Annotated in this window: 15 protein-coding genes; 8 read left to right on the top strand and 7 right to left on the bottom strand. The window is 66.9% G+C overall.

Annotation, left to right across the window (positions count from 1 at the left end; genetic code table 11):
- Positions 1 to 187 precede the first annotated feature (187 nt).
- On the top strand, positions 188 to 3,049 hold the full coding sequence (locus CHRYSEO8AT_RS06885; protein ID WP_159848192.1) for a pitrilysin family protein: 2,862 nt from the start codon (positions 188 to 190) through the stop codon (positions 3,047 to 3,049).
- 362 nt (positions 3,050 to 3,411) lie between these two features.
- Here CHRYSEO8AT_RS06885 and CHRYSEO8AT_RS06880 read toward each other — a convergent pair whose 3' ends face one another.
- The 4 genes from CHRYSEO8AT_RS06880 to CHRYSEO8AT_RS06865 form a co-directional block, all read right to left on the bottom strand.
- Positions 3,412 to 4,242 (bottom strand): serine protease, encoded by an 831-nt coding sequence (locus tag CHRYSEO8AT_RS06880; RefSeq protein WP_159848189.1) that lies wholly within the window; start codon positions 4,240 to 4,242, stop codon positions 3,412 to 3,414.
- 12 nt (positions 4,243 to 4,254) lie between these two features.
- A complete protein-coding gene (locus CHRYSEO8AT_RS06875; RefSeq protein WP_159848186.1) occupies positions 4,255 to 4,695 on the bottom strand; it encodes a DUF350 domain-containing protein in 441 nt (146 codons plus the stop codon).
- A gap of 239 nt (positions 4,696 to 4,934) precedes the next feature.
- Entirely contained in the window at positions 4,935 to 6,095 is a 1,161-nt protein-coding gene (rlmN, locus tag CHRYSEO8AT_RS06870) for a 23S rRNA (adenine(2503)-C(2))-methyltransferase RlmN (protein ID WP_159848183.1), read from the bottom strand.
- Positions 6,096 to 6,176: 81 nt separating this feature from the next.
- Positions 6,177 to 6,476, bottom strand: coding sequence for a DUF6356 family protein (locus CHRYSEO8AT_RS06865; RefSeq protein ID WP_159848180.1), 300 nt, complete (start codon positions 6,474 to 6,476; stop codon positions 6,177 to 6,179).
- Positions 6,477 to 6,636: 160 nt separating this feature from the next.
- Between CHRYSEO8AT_RS06865 and CHRYSEO8AT_RS06860 the strand changes: the two genes are divergently transcribed.
- Both CHRYSEO8AT_RS06860 and CHRYSEO8AT_RS06855 read left to right on the top strand, forming a co-directional pair.
- Positions 6,637 to 7,968 (top strand): trypsin-like peptidase domain-containing protein, encoded by a 1,332-nt coding sequence (locus CHRYSEO8AT_RS06860; protein WP_201304376.1) that lies wholly within the window; start codon positions 6,637 to 6,639, stop codon positions 7,966 to 7,968.
- Positions 7,969 to 8,301: 333 nt separating this feature from the next.
- Positions 8,302 to 8,637, top strand: coding sequence for a DUF2794 domain-containing protein (locus tag CHRYSEO8AT_RS06855; RefSeq protein ID WP_159848174.1), 336 nt, complete (start codon positions 8,302 to 8,304; stop codon positions 8,635 to 8,637).
- Between the two features lie 103 nt (positions 8,638 to 8,740).
- On the opposite strand, the gene CHRYSEO8AT_RS06850 is transcribed toward CHRYSEO8AT_RS06855, so the two are convergent.
- Together CHRYSEO8AT_RS06850 and CHRYSEO8AT_RS06845 are read right to left on the bottom strand one after the other, a co-directional pair.
- Entirely contained in the window at positions 8,741 to 9,439 is a 699-nt protein-coding gene (locus tag CHRYSEO8AT_RS06850) for a bifunctional 2-polyprenyl-6-hydroxyphenol methylase/3-demethylubiquinol 3-O-methyltransferase UbiG (protein ID WP_159848171.1), read from the bottom strand.
- 358 nt (positions 9,440 to 9,797) lie between these two features.
- A complete protein-coding gene (locus CHRYSEO8AT_RS06845) occupies positions 9,798 to 10,547 on the bottom strand; it encodes a Bax inhibitor-1/YccA family protein (protein ID WP_159848168.1) in 750 nt (249 codons plus the stop codon).
- Positions 10,548 to 10,677: 130 nt separating this feature from the next.
- Between CHRYSEO8AT_RS06845 and thpR the strand changes: the two genes are divergently transcribed.
- The 4 genes from thpR to mmcB are packed head-to-tail and all read left to right on the top strand — an operon-like array spanning position 10,678 to position 12,867.
- A complete protein-coding gene (gene thpR / locus CHRYSEO8AT_RS06840) occupies positions 10,678 to 11,217 on the top strand; it encodes an RNA 2',3'-cyclic phosphodiesterase (RefSeq protein WP_159851645.1) in 540 nt (179 codons plus the stop codon).
- Complete coding sequence (locus CHRYSEO8AT_RS06835) at positions 11,214 to 11,795, top strand: GNAT family N-acetyltransferase (RefSeq protein ID WP_236547453.1); 582 nt, start codon at positions 11,214 to 11,216, stop codon at positions 11,793 to 11,795. The genes thpR and CHRYSEO8AT_RS06835 overlap by 4 nt, the downstream gene beginning before the upstream one ends.
- A gap of 57 nt (positions 11,796 to 11,852) precedes the next feature.
- The gene (locus tag CHRYSEO8AT_RS06830; protein ID WP_159848165.1) at positions 11,853 to 12,377 is read left to right on the top strand and encodes a lipocalin family protein; all 525 of its coding nucleotides are present in this window, start codon (positions 11,853 to 11,855) and stop codon (positions 12,375 to 12,377) included.
- A 46-nt stretch (positions 12,378 to 12,423) separates the two neighbouring features.
- The gene (mmcB, locus tag CHRYSEO8AT_RS06825; protein ID WP_159848162.1) at positions 12,424 to 12,867 is read left to right on the top strand and encodes a DNA repair putative endonuclease MmcB; all 444 of its coding nucleotides are present in this window, start codon (positions 12,424 to 12,426) and stop codon (positions 12,865 to 12,867) included.
- Here the strand turns inward: mmcB and CHRYSEO8AT_RS06820 are convergent.
- A complete protein-coding gene (locus tag CHRYSEO8AT_RS06820) occupies positions 12,864 to 13,646 on the bottom strand; it encodes a C40 family peptidase (protein ID WP_159848159.1) in 783 nt (260 codons plus the stop codon). The two genes, mmcB and CHRYSEO8AT_RS06820, sit on opposite strands and share 4 nt — an antisense overlap.
- Before the next feature lie 183 nt (positions 13,647 to 13,829).
- On the opposite strand from CHRYSEO8AT_RS06820, the gene CHRYSEO8AT_RS06815 reads away from it, so the two are divergent.
- Positions 13,830 to 14,309, top strand: coding sequence for a hypothetical protein (locus CHRYSEO8AT_RS06815; RefSeq protein ID WP_159848156.1), 480 nt, complete (start codon positions 13,830 to 13,832; stop codon positions 14,307 to 14,309).
- Positions 14,310 to 14,311: the final 2 nt, after the last annotated feature.

The following is a 14,311-nucleotide window of genomic DNA, read 5'->3' as shown; positions in this document are numbered from 1 at the left end:
GCTCGTCTCGGCACGCAACCTCAGCTTGGTGGTCGCTGGATGCGACCTTTCGGCAATAGATCGCCGCCATGAACTTGTCCATGAACGACCGGCTTGGTCCCCAGCTTCATTACATCTCGGTAAGGTGCATGTCGGCCAATCGCTGATAGGTTCAGCGCGCCCGGCGTTCCGGGCTTCGGAGCCCCTCATGAAATTCCGCCTGACCGCCACTCTCAAAGTCGGGGCAGCCGCCTCGGCCCTGATGCTGGGCCTCGCCGCCCCCGCCTTCGCAGAAGGCGCCGCCGCCCCCGCCGCCGTTCAGGCGCCCCAGGGCGTCGTCGTGCCCCCGCTGGGCTTCGCCAAGCGCGTCCTGCCGAACGGGCTGGAGGTCTATACTGCGCGTGACGCCGACACCTCCAACGTCACGGTCCAGGTCTGGTACAAGGTCGGCTCCAAGGACGATCCGGCAGGCCGCTCGGGCTTCGCCCACCTGTTCGAACACCTGATGTTCAAGTCCACCAGGAACCTGCCGCCCGAGACCTTCGACCGGCTGACCGAGGATGTGGGCGGCTCCAACAACGCCTTCACCGCCGACGACACCACCGCCTATTTCGAGACCGTGCCCGCCAACCATCTGGAGCGGATGCTGTTCGCCGAGGCCGACCGCATGGGCTCGCTAGTCGTGGACGAGCCGACCTTCGTCGCCGAGCGCGACGTGGTGAAGGAGGAATACCGTCAGCGCATCCTGGCCAATCCCTACGGCCGCCTGTTCGGCCTGTTCGTGCCCGAGACCATCTATCAGGACAGCCCCTATCGCCGTCCCGGCATCGGCTCGATCGAGGAGCTTGAGGCCTCGTCGCTGGACGACGTGCGCCGCTTCCACGCCACCTACTACCGGCCCGACAACGCCTATCTGATCGTGGCGGGCAACTTCGACCAGGCCCAGTTGGACCGCTGGATCGACCAGTATTTCACCCCGCTGAAGAACCCGACCACGCCCATCCCGGCCAATAATGTCGTCGAGCCCGAGCCGACCGCGCCGCGCGCCGTGACCTATTACGCGCCGAACGTACCCCTGCCGGCCGCCGTCGTCGCTTGGCCGACGGTCAAATACGCCGACGCCGACCGCGCCGCCCTGACCGTGCTGGACGGCATCCTGTCGACGGGCGAATCGAGCCGCCTCTATCGTTCGCTGGTCTATGACAAGCAGATCGCGGCCCAGATAGGCTCGACCCCCGACTTCGCGCAACAGGCCGGCAACCTGTCGGCGCTGGCCATCATGGCCCAGGGCCATACGGCCGAAGAAGGCGTCGCCGCCCTGAACGAAGAAATCGCCAAACTGCGCGACGCCCCCGTCACGGCCGAGGAGTTGTCCGAGGCCAAGAACGAACTGGTCGCCGACGCCCTGCGCAGCCGCGAGACGGTGGACGACCGCGCCACCGCCCTCGGTTTCGCCCTGATCAACACCGGCTCGGCCGCCGCCGCCGACGATGAGGTCGCCCAGATCCAGGCCGTCACCGTCGCCGACGTCCAGCGCGTGGCTCGCAAATACCTGACGCCGCAGCGCCAATCGACGATCACCTTCCTGGCCGCCGATGACGCAAACCCCGCCTCGGTCCAGAAGATGAACGTCGGCGCCCCCGTCACCGTCGCCGACCTGGCGCCGGCCGGTCCGCCCGCCGTCCTCCTGCCCGAGGCCGAGCGCACGCCCCTGCCCCAGCCGGGCGCGGAGGTCGCGCCCGTGACGCCGGCCGTCGCGGACTTCCGCCTGGATAACGGCCTGCGCGTCCTGGTCGCCCCGACCGACGGCGTGCCGCTGGTCTCGGCCCGTCTCAGCTTCGACGCCGGCTCGTCCGACGATCCGACGGGCAAGGCCGGGATCGCCGCCATGACCGCCGCCCTGCTGACCCAAGGCACCAAGACCAGGACGGCGCCCGAGATCGCCACTCAGATTGAACAGCTGGGCGCCTCGATCGGCGCCGGCGCGGGCGTGGACTTCTCCAACGTCTACGCCAACGCTCCGTCCAACGCCTTCCCGGCGACCGTCGCCCTGATGGCCGATCTGGTGAAGAACCCCACCTTCGCCGCCGAGGAGCTTGAGCGTCAGCAGGCCCAGACCCTTGACGGCCTGCGCGTCGCCCTCAGCCAGCCGGCCGCCATCGCCGGCATGACCGTGGGCCGCGTCATCTATGGCGACGCCCCCTATGGCGCGACGATCACGCAACAGACGGTGCCGACCATCACCCCGGCCGACGTCGCCGCCTTCCACGCCGCCCGCTATCGGCCGTCGGATGCGACCCTGGTCTTCTCGGGCGACATCACGCCTGACGCCGCCCGCGCCCTGGCGCAACAGGCGTTCGGCGACTGGCGTCCGGCCGGCGCAGCGCCGACCGCGACCGCCAATCCCGCCGGCCAGGCCCTGGCGCCCCGCATCGTCGTGGTGAACCAGCCCGGCGCCGGGCAGGCCGCCGTTGTCGCGGCCGTTCGCGGCGTGTCGCGCACCGACGCCGACTTCTTCCCGCTCACGGTCGGCAACACCCTGTTGGGCGGCGGCTTCTCGTCGCGTCTGAACCAGGAAATCCGCATCAAGCGCGGCCTGTCGTACGGCGCCTCGTCGTCTCTGGGCGTGCGGGCGGATGCGGGCCTGTTCACCGCCTCGACCCAGACCAAGAACGAGACCGCCGACGAGGTCGCCGACCTGATCCTGGCCGAGATCGCCAAACTGGGCGCCGAGACCCCGAGCCAGGCCGACCTGGCCCCGCGCCGCGCCACCTTGATCGGCGGTTTCGGACGCTCGCTGGAGACGGTGGATGGCCTGGGCGCCCTGGTCGCCAACCTGGCCCTCTATGACCTGCCGATGAGCGACCTCGCCGACTACGCCGGCCGGGTCCGCGCCGTGACGCCCGAACAGGTCCAGGCCGCCTTCGCCGAACACCTGCCGGTCAATCGCGCCAGCCTGGTCATCGTCGGCGACGGCTCGCTGTTCCTCGACGCCCTGCGCGCCAAACACCCCAACCTCGAAGTCATCGAGGCCGGCGCCCTGAACCTGAACAACGGCGCGCTGAAGTAGGGCGCGCAAATACCCTCTCCCTCCCCTGCCAGGGGAGGGAGAGACGCCGTCTCATACTCGCCAGCCATCCTAATCCAACCGGCGCCGCCCAAGCTTTTCAATACCTTGAAGACCAGCAGCGTCTTTCATCCATACGCGGTCCCGACCGGGGTTATGATCCCCCCTCGGTCTTTGACATCGCAATCCGCCGACTTGGACTTGTTGGACGATCTGGACTGTTTTTTCGCAGCCACACTTCGAGTCCAACTCGCCTTCAAATTGCACAGTGCAATTCGAGTGCAACTTTTTCTTTCAACGATTACAGTTGATTGACAGCGAATTACACTTCGTTGCACTGTTTTTCCCGAGTGCAACTTCGCCGTCTAGACCGACAGGCAGACCACCTGCGCCACGCGCAGATCGCGCCTCAGCCGGTTCGACACCCGCCCATAATCCTCTGTCGTCACCGCCTGGCCCCGGGCATCCTCGCCCGCCGTCTGTTCGCCCCGGATCGCCGGGCCGAAGGTCTCGGGCGCCGTCGTATAGATCCGGCCCCGGCGCGGCGCCTCGGCGATGGTGACGCCCACGACCCGGCCCTGACCGTCCAGCGCCGGCGCGCCCGACAGTCCCGACAGCGTCCCCTCCAGCCCATTGGTCCGCCCGACCTCGGCCCAGGCCAGAACAGGCTCGTCGCGCGCCCCGCGTCCGAACACCTTCAGCGTCTCGCGACCCAGGAGGCGCGAGGTCACCTCACCGGGCCGTCCCTGCGGAAAGCCGGGATGAAAGGCCCTCTGCCCCTTCCTCAACGGCGCCTCGGCCGCAACCGGCAGCGCCGCCGGTCCGCCGTCGGTGATCAGCAGGGCGATGTCCGCGCGCGGCGCCAGGCGCACGTCGGCCGCCACCGCGCGGCCCTGTCCCACCACCAGGGCGGGCCTGCGACAACCCTCGACCACATGGCGCGCCGTGACCCAGCGCCCACGTCCAGCGATGGAGAAGGCGGTCCCCGACGACGGCTTGAACGGCGCCTCGCCCGCATCGACGGTCACGGCGGCGTCGAACGGCGTGATCGGTCCCAAGAGCGGGCCTTCGACCTCAGACGCAGGCGCCGACGCGGGCGGCGCATCCGCATTCTCGCGACGGCCCAGAGACACCGCCAGAAACACGGCCGCCACCGCTCCGTAGATGGCCCAGTCCGGCAGGCGGGGAAACTGCATGACCCCGGCCGATCAGCCGGTCAGCGCGGCGGACAGGATCACGGCCGTCGCCAGCTTGGCGCCCAGCAGCACCACCGCCGCCGCGATCTCGCCGTCCTTGATCCGCTGCGGCAGGCCGGTCAGCAACAGGTCCACCACCCGGAACGCCAGCAACTGCAGCACCACCGTCGCCACGCCCCAGATGGCGATATCGCGCACGGAGGTCGAGACCGAAAGAGACACCGCCAACGGCACGGCCAGACCCACCAGGATGCCCGCGAAAGCGATGGCGGCGGCCGTATTGCCCTGACGGATCAGGTCGACCTCTTTCCAAGGCGTCAGCAGGGCATAGACCGTGGCGCCCGCCGCGAGCAGCAGCAGGGTGACGATCAGGTGCATGACCATGACCGGGAACCCCGAGGCGAAAGCTTGAACCTCGGCGCTGGAAAGGACGTTCGACAAGGACGGATCCATACCTAGACGCCTTGCCCGATTGTCGCCCCAATCCGCAAGCGCGGCCGGGACACAGTGCGTGACATTATGTGTCGAGGGTTGTGTCTCCTCCCTATCGCGTAGCGATGGGGAGGTGGCGCGGCGCATCTTCGCGCCGTGACGGAGGGGCTCTTTGGTCCATCACAAGCGGCAGCGTGACTCCAAGAGCCCCTCCACCGCTTCGCGGTCCCCCTCCCCATTTCATGGGGAGGAGACGCAGATCAAGCCGCCGCCTGCTCCGCCTTCCTGAGCGTGCTGGCGCGGACCTTCTCGCTCTCGGACTTCAGCTGACCGCAGGCGGCCAGGATGTCGCGGCCGCGGGGGGTGCGGATGGGCGAGGCGTAGCCGGCCTTGTTCAGGATGGCGGCGAAACGCTCGATCGTCTTCCAGTCCGAGCATTCGTATTCGACGCCCGGCCAGGGGTTGAACGGGATCAGGTTGATCTTGGCCGGAATGCCCTCGATCAGCTTCAGCAGGGCGCGCGCCTCCTCGGGGCTGTCGTTGACGCCCTTCAGCATGACGTATTCGAACGTCACCCGGCGCGCGTTGGACAGGCCGGGATAGGCCCGGATGCCCGCCATCAGCTGTTCGAGATTGTATTTCTTGTTCAGCGGCACCAGCACGTCGCGCAGGGCGTCGTTGGTGGCGTGCAGGCTGATGGCCAGCATGGCCGCCGTGCGCATGCCCAGGGCGTCCAGTTGCGGCACGACGCCCGACGTCGAGACGGTGATCCGGCGACGCGACAGGGCGATGCCCTCGTTGTCCGAAATGATGTCGATGGCGTCGGCGACATGGTCCAGATTGTAGAGCGGCTCGCCCATGCCCATGAAGACGATGTTCGACAGGCGACGGTCTTCCTTAGGCGACGGCCACTCCTCCAGGTCGTCGCGGGCGACCTGCACCTGGGCCACGATCTCGGCGGCGGTCAGGTTGCGCACCAGCTTCTGCGTGCCGGTGTGGCAGAAGGTGCAGTTCAGAGTGCAGCCGACCTGGCTGGACACGCACAGGGCGCCGGCCCGGCCGACGTCAGGGATATAGACCGTCTCGATCTCGATGCCCGGCGCGGTGCGGATCAGCCATTTGCGAGTGCCGTCCTTGGACACCTGGCGTTCGACGATCTCGGGGCGGGCCAGGGTGAAATGCTCGGCCAGCCTGGCCTGCATGTCCTTGGCGACATTGCTCATGGCCGAGAACTCGGTCACGCCGTAGTGGTGGATCCAGCCCCAGACTTGGCTGGCGCGCATCTTGGCCTTTTCGGGCGGACAGACGTCGGCGTCGATCAGGGCCTGGCGCAAGCCCGCGCGCGTCAGACCGCTGAGGTTGACGGGGGCCTTTACGGCGGGCGCGTTAGAGACGCGCGAAAGGTCGAGCGTGATGCTCAAGGCGGCGATCCTGCGTGAGGTTAAGCCGGCCTATATAGCACGGATCCCGGCGATTGCATGGCCGGGGCGGATTCGGCGACTTTAGAGGCCCACGTCCCAGACGCCGGCGTCGCGCATCCGGGTCTCGCGCGCCTCTTCGGCCCGGCCGCCCATGTCGCAGGCCATGCCGCGGATCGCGGTCGAGACGGTGGTCTTGTGCACGCCCGGCACGACGGCGTGGGCGAAGGCGGCGCCCGCCAGACGCAGCAGCTTGAAGCCGAACCCGGCCGAGGCGACCATGTGCTGAACATAGGTCTCTTCGACCTCGCGCGGGTGGTCGCGGAACAGGCGGTCGAACGGCGTCGAACCCGAACGGCTGCGTTCGATCGTCGTCTGGCTCATGCGGCGGCCTTCCCTGTATTCGTCGCCCTATGGTCACGCCGTACGGCGCCGGACGCAACCCCTGTCGCGATCTGTTCATTCCGCCCGCCCATCGCGCATCAGGGCCATCGTCAGAAGCGAAAACTCGGGCTAGGGTCGTCGTTCGATCAAGGGAATGCTCATGCCGATCCGCCTCAAGGCCGTCTCCTCCATGGCCCTCGCGCTCGCCCTGCTGGCCTCGGCGTCGCCGGTGCTGGCCCAGTCGGGCGCCGCCGGCCTGCCTTATGACGCCCGTCGTGGCGTGTTCAGCTTCTCGTCGGGGCTCGAGGGTTCGCTGCCGGCGGTGGTGCAGGTGACGACCCTGGGCCAGTCGCGCGGCCCAAGTTCGGACGCCGCCGATCCCAAACCCTATGCCTCCGGTTCCGGCGTCATCGTCGATGCGGCCGAGGGCCTGTTGATCACCAACAATCACGTGGTCGAGGGCGGGCGCAAGTTCACCGTCGACCTGACCGACGGCCGCCTGTTCGACGCCGTCTTGGTCGGGGCGGACAAGGCCACCGACATCGCCGTGCTGCGCATCGTGCCGGATGGTCGGCCCCTGAACCTGAAACAGGTCCAGACGGTGGATTCCGACACCCTGCGGACCGGCGACCTGGCCTTTGCGGTCGGCTATCCGCTGGGCCTGGACCAGACCCTGACCATGGGCGTCATCTCGGGTTTGAACCGCTCGGGCCTGGGCGATGCGGTCGAGGACTATATCCAGACCGACGCGGCGGTAAACTCGGGCAACTCGGGCGGGCCGCTGCTGGACAGCCGCGGCCGGCTGATCGGCATCAACACCTCGATCCTGTCGGGCGGCCTGGGCGGCGGCAACGACGGCATCGCCTTCGCCGTGCCGACGCGGATCATGCTGTATGTCGCCGACCAGCTAAAGAAGAACGGCGAGGTCAAGCGCGGCGAGACCGGCGCCATCTTCGGCTCGCTGAACGCCGAGCGCGCGCGCGAGCTGCACCTGGGCATCGTGCGCGGCGCAGTCGTCGCCGATGTCGCGCCGGGATCGCCGGCCGAGCGTGCAGGCCTGCGCCACAACGACGTCATCACCCGCATCCAGGGCCGCCCCGTCGCCAACGCCGGCTCGGTCAACGCCACCATCGGCATCGCCGCGCCCGGTTCGGACCTCAGCGTTTCCTATCTGCGCGGAGGCCGCGATGCTGTGACCAGCCTGTCGGTCGAGACGCCCGTTGATCTGCCCGTGGTCGTCGGCGCCCAGTCTGTGCTGGCCTATGGCGCGACGCTGCGGAACCAGGACGGCGGCGCCCAGGTCGTCGCCGTCACCGCCGGCTCGCCCGCCGCCCAGGCCGAACTGACGGCCGGCGACCTGATCACCGCCATCGGCGGCGCAGCCGTGCCTGACGCCCAGGCGGCCGCCACCGCCCTCCAGGGTGCGACGGGTTCGGTCGAGGCGACTGTGCTAAGGAATGGAGAGACCCTTAACCTGACCCTGCCGCTCTAGGCGGCGGGGCTCCAGGCCGGGTCAGGGCGTCCTACCGCTGTCGAGCAGAGCTCCAGACAGCGAAACGCCCGCCTTGCCAGGGAGGGGGAGGGGAAAGGCAGGGCGGGCGCTCGCTTGGAGGAAGCATCGGCCGCCGGAGCCCTTGGTGGAAACATCCAGGGGGGCTGGGGGGGCTGTTCAGGATCCGGGACGCTTCCGAACTCCGACGAGCCGATGATCGATATTTCGTCGCCCAACCGGGCGGGCGAAGGACCGAAACGGGGCCATTTCGTGTCTGCGTTGTTTTCCTCGCGCCCACTGGCGCTGGACCGCCGTGCCCTTAAGTTGAGGGGCATGAGCATGAACCCTCACGACGCGACGCCCACCGCCGGACCTGTCTTCTTCGACCGTCGCGAACTGGACCCCATCCTGCGGGTCTATGGCCGCATGGTCGCCCAGGGCGAATGGCGCGACTACGGCATCGTGGGCCACAAGGACTTCGCCGAGTTCGCCGTCTTCCGCCGCTCCGGCGACGCACCGCTCTATCGCATCGAAAAACGCCCCGCCCTCCAGACGCGCCAGGGCCAATGGGCCGTCATCGGCGAAGGCGGCCAGATACTGAAACGCGGCCGCGACCTGGCCCAGGTGCTGCGGGTCTTCGACGGCCGCAAGTTTCAGGTGGTGGATTAGGTCGAAATGGACCGCTTCTTTCTGATCAGAACACCGATTGAAGTGGTCTCGAACCCGCTGAGAGCCATCTTGAGATGGGGCTCAGCCCGAAAGGGCGGCAGGTCTAGATATTGTTCAACGGGCCGCCCCCCCATGACCAGTCCATCTCGGCCACGTCATGCCCCTGATCCGATAGCTTTTGCATCAGCGCTTCTATGTCGCGTCGCCGGAACAGAACGGTCCCTTCATTGTCGACGGTTTCGTCGTTTGAAGAAATGTTGAATTCCGTTGTGTGAACAGCCCACCCGCCCGGCGCGAGACAATCGATCGAACGCTCTATGAAGGCCAAGCCTTTCTCAATGGAACCCAAGTGTTCCAGAGCGCAAGCAGACCAGCAGAAATCATAGCCGGTCAAATCTTGGGAAATGGCGTTCATGTCGCAGGGTAGAAACTCGACATTCCTATGGAATAGCGCGTCGGGACATATTTCTGGATTACGCAATGCTTCCTTCCCCGACGCGTGCTGGTTCGTCGCTTCCCAGCCCAGTTCTACACGGCCGTCGGCGGCTAAATCTGTGGCCGTCACAGCGACGCCTTCTGACGCGAACATTGCCGTCAAGGGTTCACGACCGACACCAAAACCAAGACCCCGCTTACCAGGAACGCAGAACCCCCTCTCCCACAAAGCCTGAGCGATAAATACAAACTCCCAAAGCTTGCGATGATATCGGAGGTTTTCGTTGAGTCGGGCAGACCAGAAGGAGAAGTAGGGTTGCTGGAAGCTATCCTGTCGACATAGGCCCCCGCGATCAAAAATGCGCACTCCAGGGCCTCCGCTCACCAGAAGGGGAGGCTGTCCTCTCCAAAGCAAAGGTTCGGGCAAAGTCGCCTGATCAATCACCAACCTGTGTGCGCGTTGAACCTCGGTTATATCACGTAAGGAACGCTCTATGGCGGCGACGCGGCCAGGCAGCCTACGCAACTGAGCGGCCAGCCTGACACCCCTGCGAAATACCTCTGCAGACTGTGTCAGCATTTCTTCCCCCAGAGCTAAGCTGCGGGAAGCCTTAGCAACCGAGGCGAGCGAGCAAAGCGCGCCAAAATGTCGCACCACTTATTCGACCGCACAAAAAGAAAGGGCCCCGCGGGGGGCCCTTTCTATATCCATCTTGCGACAGACCTTAGTTCCGATTGCCGCCCATGAAACGCAGCAGGAAGAGGAACAGGTTCACGAAGTTGATGAACAGGCTGAGCGCGCCATAGCTGGTGGCGACGCCCATGGCGTTCTTGTCACCTTCCAGCGCGTAGTAGCTCATCTTCAGGCGCTGGGTGTCGAAGGCGATCAGGCCGGAGAACAACAGCACGCCGGCGGCGCTGATGATCCAGTACAGGACGCCGTTCGGCCAGAACATGTTGACCAGCGAAGCGATGATCAGGCCGATCACGCCCATGATCAGGAAGGTGCCCATCGGCGAGAGATCACGCTTGGTGGTGTAGCCATACAGGCTGAGACCACCGAAGGCCGCCGCCGTGACCAGGAAGGTCGAAGCCACGCTGGCGCCGGTATAGAGCAGGAAGACCCAGCCCAGCGAGGCGCCCATGGTCGCCACAACCAGCCAGTAGAGAATGTTGGTCGCGCCGGCCGTCGGGTTCTTCATAAAGAACATCGAGCCGAAGATCAGCACCAGCGGGGCGAACTGGATCGCCATACCCAGCATCGTCATACCCATGCGACCGTCGGGACCGACGGTGTAGAGCAGTTGCTGGACGGCCGGGACGTTGCCGGTCGTGTAGGCCAGGGCGGCGGCGACCACCAGGCCCAGGGCCAGCTTGTTGTAGACGCCCAGCATGAAGCTGCGCAGGCCGGCGTCGACCGACATGTCGGCCGTCTGCGGCAGAGGACGGGCGTAGCCGTTGTTGAAATCGCTCATGGCGACGAACTTTCTCCGATTGGCCGGAGAGGCTTCTCCGGTCACAGGGTTTGAATATCGTGAGCCTGGGCCCCCGCTGCAAGGAAAACCGGACTTGGAGGCCGTTGTTCCTGCCGCTACCTTCGGTCGCATGCTTCGCCTGTTCACCGCCCTGACCCTGCCGCCCGATGTCGGAGAGACGCTGAAGCGGCGTCAATCCGGCCTGCCCGGCGCGCGCTGGCGGCCCTTGGACGCCCTGCACGTCACGCTCAGCTTCTATGGCGAAACCGACGAACGCCGCGCCGACGACCTGGCGTCGGAACTGGCGCGCGTGGCGGGCGGGCCGTTCGAAATCGCGCTGAAGGGCGTCGGCTGTTTCGGCGACGACCACCGCAGCCATACCCTGTGGGCCGGGGTCGAGACGCCCAACGAACGGCTGTCCGTGCTGGCGGGGCGCTGCAAATCGGCGGGCGAGCGGGCCGGGATCACGATGGAGGCGCGCACCTACAAGCCGCACGTGACCCTGGCCTATCTGAAGACCCAGACCAATCCCGACCGGATCGGCGCGTGGATGGCGGGACACAATCTGCTGCACTCGCCGCCGATCCGCATCGACCGCTTCGGCCTGTATTCCAGCGTCCTGACCGACAGCGGCAGCCATTACGAGCTTGAGCGGGAGTATCTGCTGTGAGCGATGCCTATGTCGTCCCGCCCCATTTGGTGCTCGGTCCGACCCTGGAGACCGAACGGCTGATCCTGCGTCCGCCGGCGGTCGAGGACTTTCCGCGCTGGGCCGAGTTCATGGCCGATCCCGAGACCGCCCGCTTCATCGGCGGCGTCCAGCCCGCACCCCAGGTCTGGCGCATGATCTGCACCGTCGCCGGCATGTGGGCCCTGACTGGCGAGGGCATGTTCTCGATCCTGGAGAAGTCCACCGGCCTGTGGATCGGCCGGATCGGCCCGCTGCACCCTTATGGCTGGCCCGGCCGCGAGGTGGGCTGGAGCCTGCACCGTGATGCGACCGGCAAGGGCTATGCGGCCGAGGCCGCCACAGCGACGATGGACTATGCCTTCGACATTCTGGGCTGGGACGACGTGATCCACTGTATCGACCCCGAAAATCTGGCCTCGGCCGGGGTGGCGACGCGGCTGGGATCGCGCAATCGCGGACCGGGCGTCCTGCCCGATCCGCTTCAGGATCACGCCGTCGATCTGTGGGGCCAGACGCGCGAGGAATGGGCGGTCAATCGGTCGCGCTTGAAACGCTGAAGGCAACCGATCATGCCGGTGCGTCGTATCCCCTGCAAACCGAACGAGGATACGCCCATGTTTCGCGCCAGCCTGATCGCCGCCTCCGCCGCCCTGGCCTTCCTGCCCGCCACGGCTTTCGCCCAAGCGCAAAGCGTCGATCTGGGACAGTTCGACGGCCGCTGGTTCGAGATCGAGCGCAATCACAACAACGTCCAGAAGGACTGCAGCCGCGCGCAGATCGACTTTACCCAACGCGACGCCGCCGACCGCTACGCCATCGCCGTGACCTGCACCCGCCGCAACGACGGCAAGGTCGAGGTGCTGCGCGCCAACGCCCGCGTGACCGACACCACGACCAACGCCAAGTTCAGGTTCAGCCTGACCGGCCTGCTCAGCTTCGGCGGTCTGGCCGGCCAGAATTACTGGGTCTACGACCACGCCCCGGACTACAGCTGGGCCATCATGGGCCTGCCGGACAAGTCGAACTGGTGGATCTGGCACCGCAATCAGAATGCTTCCCAAGCCGAGCGCGACCGCATCCTGACCCGCGTCCGCGCCCTGGGCTTCAGCACCGGCCGCCTGGTCCACACCGGCCTGTAAAGGCGACGCTTGCGATGGGAACGTAGGCGGAACATAAGCTGTCGGCATGTCCGCCGTCGCCCATCTCGAACTCGTCTTCAGCCGCCCCCAAACCACGCAATCGGTCACGCGCGGCGCGGCTCGGCTGATGATGGACATGGGCTATGCACCACTGCTGGAAGTCTGCCTGCCCAACGGCCGTCGCGCCGACGTCATGGCCATCGGGCGCAAGGGCGACATCGTCATCTGCGAAGTGAAGTCTGGCGTCGACGACTACCGCGTCGATCGCAAATGGCATGAATACGGACCGTTCTGCGACGCCTTCTATTTCGCCGTCACGCCCGAGTTTCCGCAAGACATCCTGCCGGACGAGCCGGGCCTGATCGTCGCCGACGGCTTCGGCGGGGCGGTGGTGCGTGAGGCGCCGTCGATGACGCTGGCGCCCGCGCGCCGCAAGGCCCTGACCCTGGCCTTCGCCCGGCTGGGGGCGATGCGGACGATGCGCGACTAGAGGCGGCGGAAGACGGCGGCGGCGAAACCGTCGGCGATCAGGCGCGCCTCGACCTCGGCCAGGGGTTCGATGACCACCCCCTTGCCGCCCGTCGCATGGATGATCCGCTCGCCGTCCAGCATCAACGCCGAATGGCCGGTCCAGTCCTGATCGCCGGTCGGCGCCAACCAGACGACGATGTCGCCGCGCTGGATGTCGGACGAAGAAACCGCCCGTCCGAGCTGGGCCTGGGCGTCCGACCGGCGTGGACCCGGCAGGCCGCACGCCAGCAGCGCTTGTTGCACCAGACCTGAACAGTCGGTCGAGATCGAAGACCGCGCGCCCAGCTCGTGCGGACGGCCCAGCAGCCGTTCGGCCACGGCGACCAGATCGGTCTCGAACTCGCCCACAGGACGCAAAGCGCCCTCGGCCAGATCTGCCGCTTCGATCACCAGGGCGTTCAGCGGCAGGGCCGCGTCCACGGCGGCGACGCGATAGGTCGCCAGCGGCGCGCCGCTCGACAGGCTGTCCAGCACGACCCAGCCAACCACGCCGTCCCGACGCGCCCGGCCCCAGGCCCGGCCGTTCGCCCGATCCAGAACATCGAAGATTTCGCCGTGCAGCAACTGGTCGATCCGCCCGTCTTCGTCGGACAGGATGTCGGCCACGGCCGCGCGGCAATGCATGGCCTCGGTCGCCCGATAGGCGCCCGCGCGCACCAGCCCTTCCAGCGCCTGTTCGGCGAGGTCGGGGCGAGCGAGGCGGTCGCCGGGCGGAAGAAGATCGAGGACGTCGGTCAACGTGAACTCGCGTGATTGAACCCACAGCCTTATCCCCCGATGGCTTAGGGGCCGTTAACGGCCGTCGCTTTTACGAAAGAAATCAACAGAACCGCGTTCTCGAATTCAATATGACACCTTGAAGCTTCGCCTTCAGAGGCCACCTCAGATGCCAGACGCCGTCCGGTTCTATTGGAGATTCAGGTGCTTTTGTCGCTGATGCTGTTGATCGTGCTTGGCCTGACCGTCGCCGACGAAGGGCTTGTCGGCATCGCTCTACGGCGATGGCTGGTCGAGGCGCCGGCGCGACTTCTGGCGCGTCTGTCGCGCGGTCGGATGCTGGGCCTCGGCCTGGTCGTCCTGCTGGGCGTCGCGGCGATCTTGCTGTTCGAGGCCGAAGGCGTGCGGCTGTTCTCCATGGCGGCGCCGGACATGATCGCCTGGGTTCTGATGTTCGACGTGACCGTGATCTTCGATCTGGTCATCCTGGCTATCAGTCTGCGCGCCGTCGCCGGCTGGCGCGGCCTGGTTCGACAGCGGGATATGGCCCTCAGCCGAGCCGGCGCCCTGATCGGCCGGATCAGACGCGGCGCGCGGTCGCGGGGCGGGCGCACCAGAAAGCCGTGGGCGCCGCGATCCCCGTCCAGCGACGGCGAGCCGGACCCTGGTTTCGCCTTCGCCTGATC

Source organism: Brevundimonas sp. G8 (assembly GCF_902506205.1).
Taxonomy (GTDB): Bacteria; Pseudomonadota; Alphaproteobacteria; order Caulobacterales; family Caulobacteraceae; genus Brevundimonas.
The sequence above is the reverse complement of the archived record's forward strand: the minus strand, read 5'-3'. Positions and strand labels throughout refer to the sequence as shown.